The sequence below is a fragment of the Exiguobacterium acetylicum genome, assembly GCF_022170825.1.
In the GTDB taxonomy this organism is placed as follows: domain Bacteria; phylum Bacillota; class Bacilli; order Exiguobacteriales; family Exiguobacteriaceae; genus Exiguobacterium_A; species Exiguobacterium_A acetylicum_B.
This window is the reverse complement of the sequence record NZ_CP081878.1, coordinates 1793493-1809991: the sequence shown is the minus strand read 5'-3', so window position 1 is coordinate 1809991 and position 16499 is coordinate 1793493. Positions and strand designations below refer to the sequence as shown.

General features: G+C 46.1%; 15 protein-coding genes and 1 tRNA gene. All 16 read left to right on the top strand.

The genetic code is table 11. The features are described 5' to 3' along the window. Window positions 1–188: 188 nt before the first annotated feature. The 16 genes from K6T22_RS09580 (at window position 189) to odhB (ending at window position 16414) form a co-directional block, all read left to right on the top strand. The gene (locus K6T22_RS09580) at window positions 189–1619 is read left to right on the top strand and encodes a PTS mannitol transporter subunit IIBC (protein WP_238236676.1); all 1431 of its coding nucleotides are present in this window, start codon (window positions 189–191) and stop codon (window positions 1617–1619) included. A 33-nt stretch (window positions 1620–1652) separates the two neighbouring features. Continuing rightward, entirely contained in the window at window positions 1653–2090 is a 438-nt protein-coding gene (locus K6T22_RS09575) for a PTS mannitol transporter subunit IIA (RefSeq protein ID WP_238236672.1), read from the top strand. A gap of 2 nt (window positions 2091–2092) precedes the next feature. Further along, window positions 2093–3235 carry a mannitol-1-phosphate 5-dehydrogenase gene (locus K6T22_RS09570; RefSeq protein ID WP_238236671.1) on the top strand — a complete coding sequence of 381 codons (1143 nt, stop codon included), beginning with the start codon at window positions 2093–2095 and terminating at the stop codon, window positions 3233–3235. Window positions 3236–3471: 236 nt separating this feature from the next. Beyond that, complete coding sequence (locus K6T22_RS09565; protein ID WP_238236669.1) at window positions 3472–4269, top strand: hypothetical protein; 798 nt, start codon at window positions 3472–3474, stop codon at window positions 4267–4269. Window positions 4270–4337: 68 nt separating this feature from the next. Then, a complete protein-coding gene (locus tag K6T22_RS09560) occupies window positions 4338–4862 on the top strand; it encodes a TraR/DksA C4-type zinc finger protein (protein WP_023468557.1) in 525 nt (174 codons plus the stop codon). A gap of 197 nt (window positions 4863–5059) precedes the next feature. Then, window positions 5060–6580: an aldehyde dehydrogenase gene (adh, locus tag K6T22_RS09555; protein WP_053453591.1), complete on the top strand. Its 1521-nt coding sequence runs from the start codon at window positions 5060–5062 to the stop codon at window positions 6578–6580. Window positions 6581–6602: 22 nt separating this feature from the next. Then, the gene (locus K6T22_RS09550; RefSeq protein WP_047395570.1) at window positions 6603–6965 is read left to right on the top strand and encodes a DUF779 domain-containing protein; all 363 of its coding nucleotides are present in this window, start codon (window positions 6603–6605) and stop codon (window positions 6963–6965) included. Window positions 6966–7151: 186 nt separating this feature from the next. After that, window positions 7152–8162: a S66 family peptidase gene (locus tag K6T22_RS09545; RefSeq protein WP_238236667.1), complete on the top strand. Its 1011-nt coding sequence runs from the start codon at window positions 7152–7154 to the stop codon at window positions 8160–8162. Window positions 8163–8177: 15 nt separating this feature from the next. Then, a complete protein-coding gene (locus tag K6T22_RS09540) occupies window positions 8178–8519 on the top strand; it encodes a hypothetical protein (RefSeq protein WP_238236665.1) in 342 nt (113 codons plus the stop codon). Window positions 8520–8540: 21 nt separating this feature from the next. Continuing rightward, on the top strand, window positions 8541–9473 hold the full coding sequence (locus K6T22_RS09535; RefSeq protein WP_238236664.1) for an alpha/beta hydrolase: 933 nt from the start codon (window positions 8541–8543) through the stop codon (window positions 9471–9473). 42 nt (window positions 9474–9515) lie between these two features. Next, window positions 9516–9599, top strand: a tRNA-Leu gene (locus K6T22_RS09530). A 201-nt stretch (window positions 9600–9800) separates the two neighbouring features. After that, complete coding sequence (locus K6T22_RS09525) at window positions 9801–10568, top strand: transporter substrate-binding domain-containing protein (RefSeq protein ID WP_238236658.1); 768 nt, start codon at window positions 9801–9803, stop codon at window positions 10566–10568. A gap of 30 nt (window positions 10569–10598) precedes the next feature. Beyond that, complete coding sequence (locus K6T22_RS09520; protein ID WP_023468550.1) at window positions 10599–11243, top strand: amino acid ABC transporter permease; 645 nt, start codon at window positions 10599–10601, stop codon at window positions 11241–11243. Further along, a complete protein-coding gene (locus K6T22_RS09515) occupies window positions 11240–11968 on the top strand; it encodes an amino acid ABC transporter ATP-binding protein (RefSeq protein WP_283205676.1) in 729 nt (242 codons plus the stop codon). Before K6T22_RS09520 ends, K6T22_RS09515 begins: the two co-directional genes overlap by 4 nt. Window positions 11969–12281: 313 nt before the next feature. Then, on the top strand, window positions 12282–15122 hold the full coding sequence (locus tag K6T22_RS09510; RefSeq protein WP_238236654.1) for a 2-oxoglutarate dehydrogenase E1 component: 2841 nt from the start codon (window positions 12282–12284) through the stop codon (window positions 15120–15122). Window positions 15123–15157: 35 nt separating this feature from the next. Then, the gene (gene odhB / locus K6T22_RS09505) at window positions 15158–16414 is read left to right on the top strand and encodes a 2-oxoglutarate dehydrogenase complex dihydrolipoyllysine-residue succinyltransferase (RefSeq protein ID WP_238236653.1); all 1257 of its coding nucleotides are present in this window, start codon (window positions 15158–15160) and stop codon (window positions 16412–16414) included. Window positions 16415–16499: the final 85 nt, after the last annotated feature.

The window sequence follows — 16499 nt, the reverse complement described above, 5'->3', positions numbered from 1 at the left end:
TCCTTGTCACTCGATTCTTGATGTGACAAGGATTTTTTTAGGTGTGGCAAGCTTCTTTTCCATCTGTCCAACTTCTTGGACAAAGACTGAACTAGGAAAGATTGAGTAAGCGCTTGCAGTGCTCTTACAATAAGGGCATAGCAACGCAATCATCCTATCAACTCATACACGAAATGGAGGCTAACGCAATGGCGACAGCTCAAAATGGGGCACGGGGCATCCGTGTTCAAGTACAACGGTTCGGAAGCTTTTTAAGTGGCATGGTCATGCCGAACATCGGTGCATTCATCGCCTGGGGGATCATCACAGCACTTTTCATCCCGACCGGATGGGCACCGAATAAAGAGCTCGGTGAACTCGTCGGTCCAACGATTACGTATCTTTTACCGTTACTGATCGGGTACACGGGTGGGAAACTAATGCATGACGTCAGAGGAGGCGTCGTCGGGACGCTTGCGACGATGGGAGTCATCGTCGGAACAGAGATTCCGATGTTCCTCGGTGCCATGATCATGGGACCACTTGGTGGATATGTCATCAAAAAGTTTGATCAACTGATCGAAGGAAAAGTCAAACCGGGTCTTGAGATGCTCGTCAATAACTTCTCAGTCGGGATTATCGGTGGTTTATTGATGCTCGGTGGATTCAAAGTATTTGGACCACTCATGACAGGTCTTGACGACATCATGGCAGCAGCAGTTGGTGCGATCGTCAGCGCACACTTGCTACCACTAGCCAGCTTGTTCATCGAACCAGCAAAAATTTTATTCTTAAACAATGCAATCAACCACGGTATCTTAAGCCCACTTGGTCTTGACCAAGTAAACGAAGCCGGAAAATCAGTCCTATTCTTACTTGAAGCAAACCCAGGTCCTGGTCTTGGTCTATTGCTCGCGTATTCGTTCTTCGGATCGGGTGCAGCAAAGAAAACAGCACCAGGTGCAGCATTTATTCAATTCATCGGTGGGATTCACGAAATTTACTTCCCCTATGTCTTGATGAAACCAGTCTTACTACTTGCGATGATCGCCGGCGGAATGAGCGGTATTCTCACATTCGTTCTGTTTGATGTCGGATTAGTCGCACCTGCTTCACCAGGTAGCATCATCGCCGTTCTTGCGATGGCATCACGTGGTTCTTATGTCGGATTGATCGCTGGTGTGCTAGTCTCAGCAACCGTGACATTCTTCGTCTCGACCGTTCTTCTGAAAACGAGTAAAGCAAAAGAAACATCGCTTGAAGAAGCGAGCGCGAACGTCAGTGCGATGAAAGGAAAACAATCGATTGCTTCGACCCTCGTATCAGCTGATGCGAAACCACTTGCGGAAGTCGAACATATCATTTTCGCTTGTGACGCGGGTATGGGTTCGAGTGCGATGGGAGCATCTGTCCTTCGCAATAAAATCAACAAGGCGGGGTTACCAATCAAGGTGACGAATACGTCAATCAGTCAGTTGCCGCAAAACGCGGAACTGATCATCACGCACCGTGATTTGACGGAGCGGGCGATGGAGCAAGTACCAACTGCAGAACATCGATCAGTCGATAACTTCTTAAATGCCGGGTATTACGATCAACTCGTGCACGAGATCGAAACAGCACGCAACAAGATTTCTTAAAAAAAGATAGAGATACTTCAAGGAGGAATAAACATGACAACGACTATGAACCTTTCACCGGAACTTGTATTACTCGACCAACAATTTACAGATGAGACGGCAGCCATTACGGCTGCCGGTCAATTACTCGTCGATCACGGATATGTCGAAGCCGGATACATTGACTCGATGCATGAGCGTCATGCCTTATCAACGGTCTACATCGGCAACCATGTTGCGATTCCACACGGAACAGAGACAGCAAAATCACAAGTCAAAAAAACAGGACTATCGATTCTGCAAGTACCACAAGGCGTAACTTTTGGTACGGAACAAGCACGACTCGTCATCGGGATTGCAGGTGTTGGTGATGAACATCTTGAGTTGCTATCAAACATCGCAGTCATTTGCTCTGACGAAGAAAACGTGGAACGTATCGTAGCAGCGACATCAAAAGAAGAAATCATTGCTTTGTTAACAGCGGAGGTGTAAGCATGAAAGCCATTCATTTTGGTGCTGGAAACATCGGGCGCGGATTTATCGGCTTACAACTCGTTAAGACGGGCTACGAAGTCTGTTTCGTTGATGTCAATACGACGGTCGTTGATGCGTTAAAAGCAAGAAATACCTATGAGGTCGGTTATGCTTCAGAACAAGGAGGACGTGAACGGGTCGATGGTGTCACAGCACTCAACAGCATATCAGAACCGGATCAGGTCATCGCAGCGATTCGCGAGGCAGACGTCATTACGACAGCCGTCGGTCCTAGTTTGTTATCAAAAGTCGCTCCATTAATTGCAGAAGGATTAAGCCAACGCGGTTCGCAGACGCCCGTCTACATCATCGCTTGCGAGAATATGATTGGTGGATCAAAACATTTACAAGGGGAAGTCGCAAAACACCATCCGATTGCGGATAACTGGTATTTCCCGAATGCAGCGGTGGACCGGATCGTACCACTACAGCATCATGAAGATCCGCTGTACGTCGAAGTCGAAGAGTTCTTCGAATGGGTGATTGAGACGACGGGACTTCCGGAAGCGTATCCACGGATCGAGGGCGTAACCTATGTCGAGAACATTGAACCGTTCATCGAGCGGAAGCTCTTCACTGTCAATACGGGACATGCGATTGCTTCATATCTCGGAGCACTGTTCCAGAAAGAGACGATTGCCGAAAGTTTAACGGATCCACGCATCCGTCGTGGCGTCCAGACAGCACTATACGAGACAGGGTGGTTGTTACTTGAAAAGTATGGGTTCAACCCAGTCGATCATAGCGCTTATATCCAAAAGAATATGAAACGCTTTGAGAATCCACGGATTCACGATGAAATCATTCGCGTTGCCCGCTCGCCGATTCGGAAACTGAGTCCAAGCGACCGACTCGTCAAACCTGCGAAGGAATTAATGGAGCGTGGAATCGAAGCAGACGGATTAGCACGAGGTATTGCAGCTGCACTGACCTATTTCGATCCAAATGATTCAGAATCTTCAGAATTAAATGCGTATATTACGAAAAATGGAATTGAAGACGCCTTGAACGTATATCTCCAATTATCGGCAACGGATCCACTCGGATCTCGAATCGTCGAACATTATGAAGCAATGCAACAACAAGTCAATTCGATCGCATGAGCTTATTGCATATTGAACACCTTTCACGTCCTGTGGAAGGTGTTTTTAGTTTTATTTAAAGAGGAATTTAATATTAAGTTCCATGAGTTTTTGAAAATCTTTTATCACAAGTTGATTACAATTTGTATATTAAATTTGGAATATTCGAAAACGAATATTTTACGTTCGGAATACATTGTACGCTATATAAACGGAACATCTCTATTCCGATTTTTCAGGTAAGAGAAGGTGAAGAAATGTTAAATTACAAAGTGAACGTATATAGATTAAATGGAGCACGACCAAAGACAACAAAAGGAACAGGACCAAAGCACTTGATTTATTCGAGTCAATTTTTATCGCGAACGCCCGTCCACTTATTACATCAGCTTGTATTGAACCGCTTATTGGTAGAACAGGAAAAAAACTTGGACTTAACGTATACGATTGAAGTAAATGCGGTACTTGATCAATTCGTAATTGACGTTCGTGTCTTTTCGACAGGTACAGTCAGTGTCCAAGTCGAGCGTGACTTGATTGAAATCATTGAGCGTGAAGAAGTGCGTCACATCCCAGCACTTGAAATCGGGAAACCAGACTTTGCTGAATTCGCCCATATTGTCTTAAAGGTCAAAGACGGTGGATCACGTCTTTCGCAAGAAGATACACAACGCATCTTCAATGAGTCAGGTGTTCGAGGGCGGATCATTCTTCATAAGGAACGGATTGATAGCCACGAACCGTCACATTCAATTCAATTACTGATTGGTGGAGCGGAGAAGTGTTTGTACAGTCTATCTCAGTACCAACTTGATCCGCTGTTTCGAAAACATGGCTTGACGATTCAATCGTTAAATCTATTACCATTTGATTTATTCATGATTCGCGACAAAATCGCGATGCTGTCTTCAGCAGATGCTTCGCAACTGTGGATTGATGACATCACGACATCTAAAAACGGACGATCGCACCAGATTTGTTTTAATGACGGAAATGAATGTATGACGGTCATCTGTGATCTGCATGGGTCGATTCGTTCGTACAAATGTTCATAATGGTTTAACTCTTCTCTGAATCGGCTACATTCTTAACAGAGGTGCTAATGAAGGGGAGTCGAACAATCATGTTATCCAAACAACAAACTGAAGAATTCAAACAACGTTTATTAAAAGAAAAAGAGAAGACAACATCAAACATCGAACAACGCGATACCGATTACGATGAAGGCGAATTGTCGAGTTACGATAATCATCCTGCTGATTCAGGTGACGAATTGTTCTTACGAGAACGTGATCAAGCGATCACAGACATGCAAGAGGATATGCTATCAGACGTCGATCGCGCTTTAAAAGCGATTGAAGACGGAACGTACGGAATTTGTAAAGTCTGTGGAAAAGAGATCGAAATCGAACGTCTTGATATCATTCCAGAAACGTTATTATGTATCGAGCATGCTAAAGAAGAAGCAGAACAAAATGAAAATGATCCAAATTCGCGACCAAGCGAAGAAGACGTTCTTGATCCATCGGTCACAGCACGTGGAAAAGACATCGATGGCGATACGGACGGTTTCTCGAAAGTGAGTGATTTTGGTAGTTCTGATACGCCATCTGATCAAGAAGATGGGATTGACCCAACGCGATCTTGAATGTAAAGCATCTCCTGAAAACGGAGATGTTTTTTTTTTTCGGAAAAAACCACGAATATTTACCGGAATTTTTTGACTTTTCATATAATTTTGGTACGATGGTATCGAGAGGGCTGTTTTAGCCTGTTTTAAAATGTAAGCGCATACAAGCAACCGTCTCACTGCTTGACCATTTTAGTTGAGGGAGGAAATAACGCATGATTTATGACATTCCGAACAAGCAAGGGTCAAAAGTACAGTACAAGGAACGGTATGAAAACTACATTAATGGAAAGTGGACGGCACCTGTCGGGGGAGAATATTTTGATAATGTCACACCTGTCACCGGTAAGGTTTTGTGTCAAGTCGCTCGTTCTACTAAGGAAGACATTGAACTCGCTCTTGACGCAGCACATGCCGCAAAAGAAGCATGGGGAAAAACGTCTGTAACGGAACGCTCAAACATTTTAAATAAAATCGCCAACCGAATGGAAGAAAATCTCGAGATGCTCGCGTATGCGGAAACACTTGAGAACGGGAAAGCGGTCCGTGAGACGCTCAACGCGGATTTACCGCTCGCGATTGACCACTTCCGCTATTTCGCTGGAGTCATTCGTGCTCAAGAAGGTTCGGTTGGAGAACTCGACCAAGACACGGTTGCATATCACTTCCATGAGCCGCTTGGCGTCGTCGGTCAAATCATCCCGTGGAACTTCCCGCTCTTGATGGCTGTCTGGAAACTAGCGCCAGCACTCGCAGCAGGAAACTGCGTTGTCTTAAAACCGGCAGAACAAACACCAGCGAGCATCATGGTACTCGTTGAACTCATTGAGGATTTACTACCAGCGGGTGTTCTTAACATCGTCAACGGCTTTGGTCTCGAAGCAGGGAAACCACTCGCGTCGAGCAAACGGATCGCAAAAATCGCCTTTACGGGTGAGACGACGACAGGACGCTTGATCATGCAGTATGCTTCGCAAAACTTGATTCCGGTCACACTCGAGCTCGGTGGGAAATCCCCGAATATCTTCTTCGAGGATATCATGCAGGCGGATGATGCTTTCTTCGATAAAGCGATCGAAGGATTGCTGATGTTCGCATTGAACCAAGGAGAAGTGTGTACATGTCCTTCGCGTGCCTTGATTCAAGAGTCAATTTATGAGCCGTTCATGGAACGTGTTCTTGAACGCGTCAAAGCCATTAAAATCGGAAATCCACTTGATGCGGACGTCATGATGGGTGCTCAAGCTTCGAACGAGCAGATGGAGAAAATTCTTTCGTATCTCGAAATCGGTAAGTCTGAAGGTGCTGAGTGTCTCGTCGGTGGAGAACGGAATATGCTCGAAGGCGATCTCGCAGAAGGCTATTACATCCAACCAACGATTTTCAAAGGTCACAACAAGATGCGGATCTTCCAAGAAGAAATTTTTGGACCGGTTCTGTCGGTCACGACATTCAAGACGGAAGAAGAAGCGCTTGAGATTGCGAATGATACGCTGTATGGTCTTGGAGCCGGCGTCTGGACGCGTGACATGAACCGTGCTTACCGGTTTGGTCGTGCGATTGAAGCAGGGCGCGTCTGGACGAACTGTTATCACCAATACCCAGCTCACGCAGCGTTCGGCGGTTACAAAATGTCAGGTATCGGACGTGAAAACCATAAAATGATGCTCAACCATTATCAACGGACGAAAAACCTACTCGTTAGCTACAATCCGAATAAACTCGGTTTCTTCTAAGTCGGAAAGGACGTGGATGCAAATGGTGGAACGTGTTCAGGCGACGGCAGCTTGTCTTGAATTGATCGACCAGTTGAGAGAAAAACACGGTCCGTTGATGTTTCATCAATCTGGTGGTTGTTGCGATGGCAGTTCCCCGATGTGTTTTGCGCAAGGGGATCTATTCCTTGGAGATCAGGATAAAAAGCTTGGAGAGATTGGTGGCTGTCCATTTTACATTCACGAAGATCAGTATGAATACTGGAAACATACCCAGCTCATCATTGACGTCGTGAATGGTCGAGGTGGAATGTTCTCACTTGAAGGTGTTGAAGGAAAACGTTTTTTGACACGTTCCCGTGCGTTCACGCAGGAGGAGTATGCTGAGCTGTCAGCGTCGAGTTAATGACTGATAAAGCACGATTTCATCTATGCGACACGTAAGATCCTGTCGCTCGTATGGAATCGTGTTTTTTGTTTGTATCGTAATATACTAGCGGGATAAAAGTTGGTAATGGGGAACAAGAACGGTATAATAAACACATATTTGGACGGAAACATATATTAACATTACGAACTATAGGAGGTCACCATGAAATATCCATTTTTAGGTTGGACAGGTCAAACGATCGGAGTGACGGCGCCCTCCTCTGGACTTCGCGAACAGCAACAGGAATGGGTCGAACGAGCAGTTGAACAGGTACAAGCACGACAAATGAACGTTCGTTTAGGCGAAACGATTTGGTCACATCAACACGCTGAAAGTGCGCCGGTCAAGCAACGAGCTGAGGAATTAAATCGCATGATGATGGACGAGACGATTGATGCCGTCATCCCGCCATTCGGTGGAGAACGTGCGATTGATCTTTTACCTGAATTGACGCCAACTGCTTATCAAACAAAGTGGCTGCTTGGCTATTCAGACATCAGTACGTTATTGCTCGGTCTGACGCTTCAAACAGGAATCGCGACAGCACACGGACCGAATTTCGTTGAATTTCGGAGCGAAGCATGGGATGAGACGACAAGTGCATGGCGACGGGTTTTAGCGACGGCATCAGGTGGAACCGTTACGCAATGGGCTTCTGATCGTTATCAAACAGAATGGACAGACGAAGAACGTTTAGATGGTTCTTTATTTCAGCTGACGGAACCAACGGAATGGAAGGCGCTTGATGAGCGTACAGAAGTGACAGGAAGATTACTTGGTGGTTGTCTAGAGACGATTCGTCATTTGATCGGAACGCCTTATGGGGATGTCGATCGTTTCCAGCGAGACGAGGTAAACGGGGAACCGATTCTCTGGTACTTTGAGGTGTCAGAAGCTAGTTCTGCAGAGGTGCACCGCACATTACGACAAATGGCATACGCTGGTTGGTTCAATCATGCGTCTGGCTTTTTATTTGGTCGAACATCTGCGCGGATTACAGAAGATTTGACATGGCTACATGTCTATCAAGATTTAGCTGACGAAACGGGTTTACCGGTCTTATATGATCTCGATATCGGGCATCAACCACCGCAATTGACCTTGGTCAATGGAGCCACAGGTACAGTACACATTCAAGGTAAAGATTCACGAATTGATATTACGTTTAATTAAAAAGGAGAGCACGCAATGGCACGTCGTAAGTTTCAAGCACTAGGCGTTTATAAACGGGTCCATATTAATCCGGAGACACGACGAATGACGTTACCGGAACCTTTTTACGATGCACTACGATTAGAAGATGAGTTGTTGATCGCACAAGTCGGAGATGTTCTTGTCATGCGTCGTCCTGGTGAGGTCGTCGAGACAGAGACCGAACTGTTGAGTGAACTCGTGGGAGATGGATTTACGGGAACAGAGCTCGTACAAGAGTTTGCTTACCGCCGCCAACAACAGGAACAACGATTACGTCAACAAGTCTTGCAGGATGAAGAGGACGACCATGCTGCTCAATTGAAAATCGAGTTATAACTGAAAGAGGGAGTGGAGCAGATGCGTCGGAGAACAAAAATTGGTCTAGGGGTTATCGGATCTGGATTAGTGGCAGCGAGTTATTATTTTTATGAAATGGCGATTGCTACGAATCCAAAATCCTTTTTATCGAATAATCGAGACTTAAGTGACGAGATGGTCCGATTGATGCAACCTGGTCAGACATGGATCAAAGAACAACCACTTGAGCGAATCGAGATTGAAGCAAAAGATGGATTAACATTACGTGGACATTTTCTTCCGGCAGTTGTTCCGTCCGATCGGATCGTCATTCTCGTACACGGATATGGAGGCGTCGGAACGGATTTAGCGGGATTCGCTTACTTGTACCATCAAGCCGGTTTTCACGTCATGATGCCTGACAACCGCGGACACGGGATGAGTGACGGTCACTATATCGGATTCGGATGGCATGATCGGGAAGACTGCCTCAGCTGGTCGAATTACCTCATTGAACGGATTGGACAGGATACAAAATTGTTCCTGCACGGCGTTTCGATGGGAGGCGCGACTGTTTTAATGACGAGCGGCGAACAATTGCCGGCACAAATCAAAGGAATCATTTCCGATTGTGCGTATACGTCTGTCAATGCCGTCCTTGCCTATCAGATGAAACGGATGTATCGACTACCACACTTCCCATTTTTAGGAATGACGAGTGTGTTGACAAAGTTAAAGGCGGGATATACGTTCCGAGAAGCATCTGCTTTAAAACAAGTTAAAAAAGCACAGGTACCGATTCTCTTCATTCACGGTGGAGCGGATACGTTCGTGCCGACCGAGATGGTATATGAATTATATGAAGCATGTCCGACGGAAAAAGAGCTCGTTGTGATTCCAAATGCCGCGCATGCGATGGCTTATTTCGAAGATCCTGCATTATACGACGAGGTCGTCGAGAAGTTTGTACGAGCCATCTTGCGAAATGATTGACAACTCAGTTCACTATCCGCTATATTAATATCGTAAATCAACGTCGTCGTGGCGGAACTGGTAGACGCGCTAGACTCAGAATCTAGTGGTGGCAACACCGTGGAGGTTCAAGTCCTCTCGGCGGCATAAATGATTGAAGGAGGCAATCCCATTAAGGGATTGCCTCCTTTTTTTGGCTGAATAGAAAACGATTACATCGAATAAAAATTCAGAAAAGTTTATCTTTTTAGAATTTTTCTGGTAAAATACGTTTTAAAGAGGGTACTCTTCAGGGAAAGTACTAAGTGGAGACAACATTCTTTAAGACATAGGAGAGGGGAAACAAACATGAAAAAAGGGAGTATCTTGCTAGCGCTCTTAATGAGCTGTATTCTCGTGCTGGGTGCATGTAGTATCGGTTCAAAAGAAGAAGAGTCATCAGAAGGAAAGACGTATAAGGTCGGTATCGACGTTACGTATCCACCGTTCGAGTATAAAGATGGGGACACGTACAAAGGAATTGATATTGATCTCATGAAAGCGATCGCCAAAGATCAGAACTTCAAGATTCAATTCGAAGCGATGGACTTTAGCGGTATCATTCCGGCTCTACAAGCAAATCAATTAGACGTTGCGATTGCTGGGATGAGTATTACACCTGAACGGAAGAAAGTCGTCACATTCTCAGATCCATATTTCAAAGCTGGTCTTATTCTAGTCGTCAAGGAAGATGAGGACGGTATCAAATCCGTCAACGATTTAAAGGGAAAAAAAGTAGCCGTCAAAAAGGGAACGACGGGTGCAAAATATGCAACGGATAACGCAGACAAACTTGGCTTTACAGTCACGCAGTTCAATGATAGTCCTGCGATGTTCCAAGAAGTGAAGAACGGGAACGCAGCAGCCTTGATCGAAGATTACCCAGTCATCTCATATGCAAACAAACAACAAAATCTTGGATTAAAACTGGTCGGAGATCGTCTCAACGGGGATAACTACGGAATCGCTGTCTTAAAAGGTGAGAACGAAGATCTGATGAAGAAAATCAACAAAGGACTTGCGAACCTGAAAGAAAACGGTGAATACGACAAAATCGTCGACACGTATCTAAAATAAGTCGCAAGGCGATAAGGGAGTGGGATACCAATGGAAGTGGTCAAAACCGCATTTCCATTTTTCTTGGAAGGGCTTCAAGTCACGTTGTATATTTTCATCATCGCCGTCATCGTCGGCTTTTTGATCGGATTAGTCGTCGCTTTGATGCGATTATCTCCATCAAAGATTTTAAACGGAATCGCGATTGTCTATATTGATGTCATTCGCGGAACACCGTTCATCGTCCAGTTATTCTTCATCTATTTTGGACTCAACTCGCTCGAATGGTTATCAATGGATCGGATGTATGCAGGGATACTGACGGTCGCGATCAATGCCGGTGCTTATTTTGCGGAAATCATTCGAGCGGGTATCCAGTCGATTGACAAAGGACAAACAGAAGCGGCCCGTTCACTCGGGATGACAGGACGTCAAACAATGGTACAAATTATCCTGCCGCAAGCATTCCGACGGATGTTACCAACGATTACGAACCAATCGATCATTAGCTTAAAAGATACGTCGTTGCTGTCGATCATCGGTATTGCTGACTTGACACAACAAGGACAAGTCCAGCAGTCAACGACGTTTGAACCATTCATCGTCTGGTCCGTTGTCGGATTGATGTACTTCGTCATCATTTATCTGTTGTCCTTAGTGGCGAAGTTCTTGGAACGGAGGTTTACATTACGATGAGTATTATTGAAGTGAAGAATTTAAAAAAATCATTTGGTTCGAACGAGGTCCTAAAAGACATTAACGTTTCGATTGCCGAAAAAGAAGTCGTCTGTGTCATTGGTCCTTCTGGTTCTGGGAAAAGTACGTTCCTGCGTTGTCTGAATCGTTTAGAGGAGATTACGGGTGGCACGGTCGTCGTCGATGATCATGATATTACGAGTCCTAAAGTCGATATCAATAAGGTCCGTGAAGAGGTCGGGATGGTTTTTCAGCACTTTAATCTTTTCCCGCATAAGACCGTCCTAGAAAACGTCACACTTGCACCGATCAAAGTGCGAAAATCGGATAAAGAACAGGCGAAACAACGAGCACTTGAACTCCTTGACAAAGTCGGATTACGCGAAAAAGCGGATAATTATCCAGGAGAACTGTCTGGGGGTCAAAAACAACGGGTCGCGATTGCTCGAGCGCTCGCGATGAATCCCAAAATCATGTTGTTTGACGAACCTACCTCAGCGCTCGATCCAGAAATGGTAGGCGACGTTCTTGCTGTCATGAAACAACTCGCTCTTGAAGGGATGACGATGGTCGTCGTGACTCACGAGATGGGGTTTGCTCGTGAAGTTGGCGATCGTGTCTTATTCATGGACGGTGGATATATCGTCGAAGAAAATGTGCCACAAGCATTATTTGACGCTCCTCAACATGAGCGTACGCAATCGTTCCTCAGTAAAGTCTTATAATTCAACCGGCGTATCTTAAAAACGGATACGCCGGTTTTTTGGGTAATCATAAATAACTGGGCAAGTGGTCATAAGAAAAACTTATACATTTAAGCACAAGAATTTGGGAATTCGAAATGCACACGTAGGAAAAGAGTAGTAATATAGTAACGAAGGCACTTTCATGGAAGAATGACGCGATCATTCCTTCTCATGACGTTCAGCGCTTTATCTATGCAAGTCCTTTTGAAAGCGCTAACAGGTAGAGGGCTGGAAACACATCTAGTATTCAGTGGATGTGTGGGGAGAAATATAGAAACGGGGGGAACCGTACATGGCAGGCCACGAGCAAGATCAACAAGCATTCTATGGACCAAACCTTGGCTACATCATTGAATTGTACGAGCGTTTTTTAGAAGACAAAACATCCGTTGATGAGGAGACACGTGCTTATTTTGAAGAGCACGGTGCACCAGTGACGGAACCAGTCACATCAATGCAAGTTGAGACGGGAGATTTTGAAAAATATCTTGCGGCGAATCGTTTAGCGGAACAAATTCGTGCAAAAGGACATCTTGCGGCGGACATCTATCCGCTGAAGGACCATCCGCGAGAAACAGGGTTATTCGAATTAAGTCAGTACGGATTGACGGAGGCAGATCTTCGGAAAATGCCAGTCTCACTCGTTTGTCCGGAACCACCACCTAGTGTCCAGGATGCGTTCGAAGGAATCGAGCATTTAAAGGCGCAGTATACAGGTGCAGCAGCTGTTGAGTTCCAGCATGTCGACGATCTTGATGAAAAGAAATGGCTTCGTCAGAAAATCGAACAAGGTGCTCTCACAGCGACGCTTGATGCTGAACAAAAGAAACAATTGTTTAAGCGCTTAGCTGAAACGGATCTATTCGAAAAATACCTGCATAAAACATATGTCGGTCAAAAACGCTTCTCCATCGAAGGGCTTGACGCGATGGTGCCATTGCTTGATACGATCGTCGGACACCTCATTTCAAACGGGTCGGAGACGATCAACATCGGAATGGCGCACCGTGGACGGTTGAACGTGTTAGCGCACGTACTTGGGAAACCATATGAAATGATCTTTGCTGAGTTCCAACATGCACCGAACCACGACCTTGTACCGTCTGAGGGCTCGATCGGCATCACGTACGGTTGGACGGGAGACGTCAAGTATCACCTCGGATTAAACCGGAAACTTGAGCAGGAGACACGCAACGTCCGAATGACGCTTGCGAACAATCCATCGCACCTTGAGTTCGTCGACCCGGTTGTTGAGGGCTTCACACGTGCGGCGCAAGATGACCGGACGCAAAAAGGCGCACCACGTCAAGAACAGGCAGCAGCTGCTGCGATCCTGATCCACGGCGACGCTGCGTTCCCAGGACAAGGAATCGTTGCTGAGACACTGAACTTAGCGAACCTCAAAGGATACAACACGGGTGGAACGATTCATATCATCGCGAACAATACGATCGGCTTTACGACGGAACCGACGGATTCACGTTCAACGCGCTACTCAAGTGACCTAGCTAAGGGTTACGAGATTCCAGTCTTCCATGTCAACGCTGATGAGCCGGAAAGCTGTCTTGCTGTTGCGTTACTCGCGAGTGAGTACCGAGCGACATTCAAGAAGGATGTCATGATCGATTTGATCGGGTACCGCCGTTTCGGTCATAACGAAATGGACGAACCGATGAACACGAACCCGGTCCTATACGATTTGATTCATAAACATGATCCGATTCGTGTCTTGTATGGAAAAACACTTGTCGCGAACGGGGATGCGACAGCTGACGAAATTCAAACGATTGAGACATCAATCAATGATCAGATGAAAGCGGCTCGTGAAAAAGTACCAAACGCGGAGAAAGAGTATGGTGGGGTCATGCCGGACGTCGTCTTTAAAGGCGTTCCGACAATCGAGACGGGGGTCTCGATCGAAACATTAACAGCGTACAATGAAGAATTATTACAGTGGCCGGATGGATTCCAAGTGTTCCATAAACTTGAGAAAGTCTTAAAGCGCCGGACAGATGCGTTCTCGACGAAGAACGGGATTGACTGGGGACATGCCGAAACATTGGCGTTTGCTTCGATTCTCTCAGATGGAACACCAATCCGCTTGAGCGGGCAAGATTCTGAACGAGGTACATTCGCACAACGAAATATCAATCTTCATGATGCCAAAACAGGAGAAGGTTTCTCACCACTCCATGCCTTGTCAACGGCAACAGCCTCGTTCTCAGTCTATAACAGTCCACTCTCCGAAGCAGGCGTACTTGGCTTTGAATACGGCTATAATGTCTTTGCACCAGAAACGCTTGTCTTATGGGAAGCGCAGTACGGCGACTTTGCGAACTCAGGTCAGGTCATCTTCGATCAGTTCATCTCAGCAAGTCGCGCAAAATGGGGGCAAACGTCAGGTCTTGTTATGTTGCTTCCGCACGGCTATGAGGGACAAGGACCAGAACATTCGAGTGGTCGTCTTGAACGCTTCTTGACTTTATCGGGTGAGAAGAACTGGACGGTCGCGAACGTATCAAGTGCGGCGCAATACTTCCACTTGTTACGCCGACAAGCAGCGATTCTCGGTAAAGAGGAAGTTCGTCCACTCGTCGTCATGACACCGAAGAGCCTCTTGCGTCATCCACTTGCGACATCTGATGTCTCTGAGTTGACTGAAGGTAGTTTCCGCCGTGTCATCGAGCAAGCAGGTCTTGGGGAATCACCGGAGCGTGTCAAACGCCTTGTGTTCTGTTCTGGTAAGATGGCAATCGATTTGGCAGAAGCTGTTTCGAAATCAGACGAGAATCTGGATTGGCTACAGATTGTTCGTGTCGAGGAACTGTATCCATTCCCGGCTAAAGCTTTAAAAGAAGTCATCGCACGATACGAATCCGTCGAAGAGATGGTCTGGGTGCAAGAAGAACCGAAAAACATGGGTGCGTGGTCATTTATGGAACCACGTCTTGAGACGGTCGCACCGAACGGCATTCAAACGGTGCGTTACATCGGTCGTCGTCGTCGCTCAAGTACAGCTGAAGGTGACCCATCAGGTCATAAAGTAGAGCAGGCACGCATCATCAATGATGCGTTGACAGCTACTACTGCGACACCAAAAGCACCATCACATGTATCGAATCACACATCATAACTTAAGATAGAATCGAGTCATAGGGGGAGAAAACGATGGAAATCAAAGTACCAGAACTTGCCGAATCAATTACAGAAGGAACGGTGGCGTCTTGGTTAAAACAACCAGGTGATCACGTTGAAAAAGGGGAAGCCATCGTTGAGCTTGAGACAGATAAGGTTAACATCGAAGTACCGTCAGATGAGGCTGGTACGTTGACGGAAGTGATGGCTGCTGAGGGAGATACAGTCCGCGTTGGGGAAACGATTGCTGTCATCTCTGCTGGTGGCGAAGCTCCAAAACCGGCTGCAACGGAAACAGCACAAGAAAAACCAAAAGAAACGGCAAAGGCAGAAGAAAAAGCGGAACAACCCGTTGCTGCAGCAGCGACGGAAAGTACATCTGTTGCGGATCGCCCGATTGCTTCACCAGCTGCCCGTAAATTGGCGCGTGAAAAAGGAATCGATTTAGCACAAGTTGCGACGCAAGATCCGCTCGGTCGGATTCGCGTCCAAGACGTCGCGACGTTCGAAGTAGCACCACGTGAACAAGCAAAACCGGCTCCTAAACCTGCTGCAACACCGACACCATCTCCAGCAGCAGCTCCTGGTAAACCAGAAGAGCGAATCAAGATGTCACGTCGCCGGAAGACGATCGCGAATCGCCTTGTCGAAGTCCAACAAACGGCAGCAATGTTGACGACATTCAATGAAATCGATATGTCTGCTGTCATGGCACTCCGTAAACGTCGTCAAGAAAAGTTCGTTAAAGAAAATGAAGTTAAACTTGGCTTCATGTCCTTCTTTACGAAAGCAGCAGTGGCAGCACTTAAAAAAATGCCATACTTGAATGCTGAGATTCAAGGTGATGAAATCGTCCTGAAAAAATTCTACGATATCGGAATTGCCGTTTCAGCACCAGATGGTCTCGTCGTTCCTGTCGTTCGTGATGCGGACAAGAAGAACTTCGCTGAGATTGAAAAAGATATCATTCAATTAGCTGTCAAAGCACGTGACAATAAACTCGGTCTGTCTGATTTGACGGGTGGTACATTCACGATTACGAATGGTGGTACGTTCGGTTCACTCATGTCGACGCCAATCTTAAACGGTCCACAAGTCGCAATTCTCGGTATGCATGCGATCAACTTGCGCCCTGTTGCAATTGATGCAGAACGCATGGAAAACCGTCCGATGATGTACGTGGCACTGTCATATGATCACCGAATCGTAGATGGAAAAGAAGCCGTTACATTCCTGAAGCACATTAAAGACCTACTCGAAGATCCAGAATCATTGATTTTCGAAGCGTAAGCATAATCAATCAGAAGAGACCCGTTTAGTCACGGGTCTTTTTTTAATGATGTAATATCGCTTTGTCATCAAATCACGAAACGAC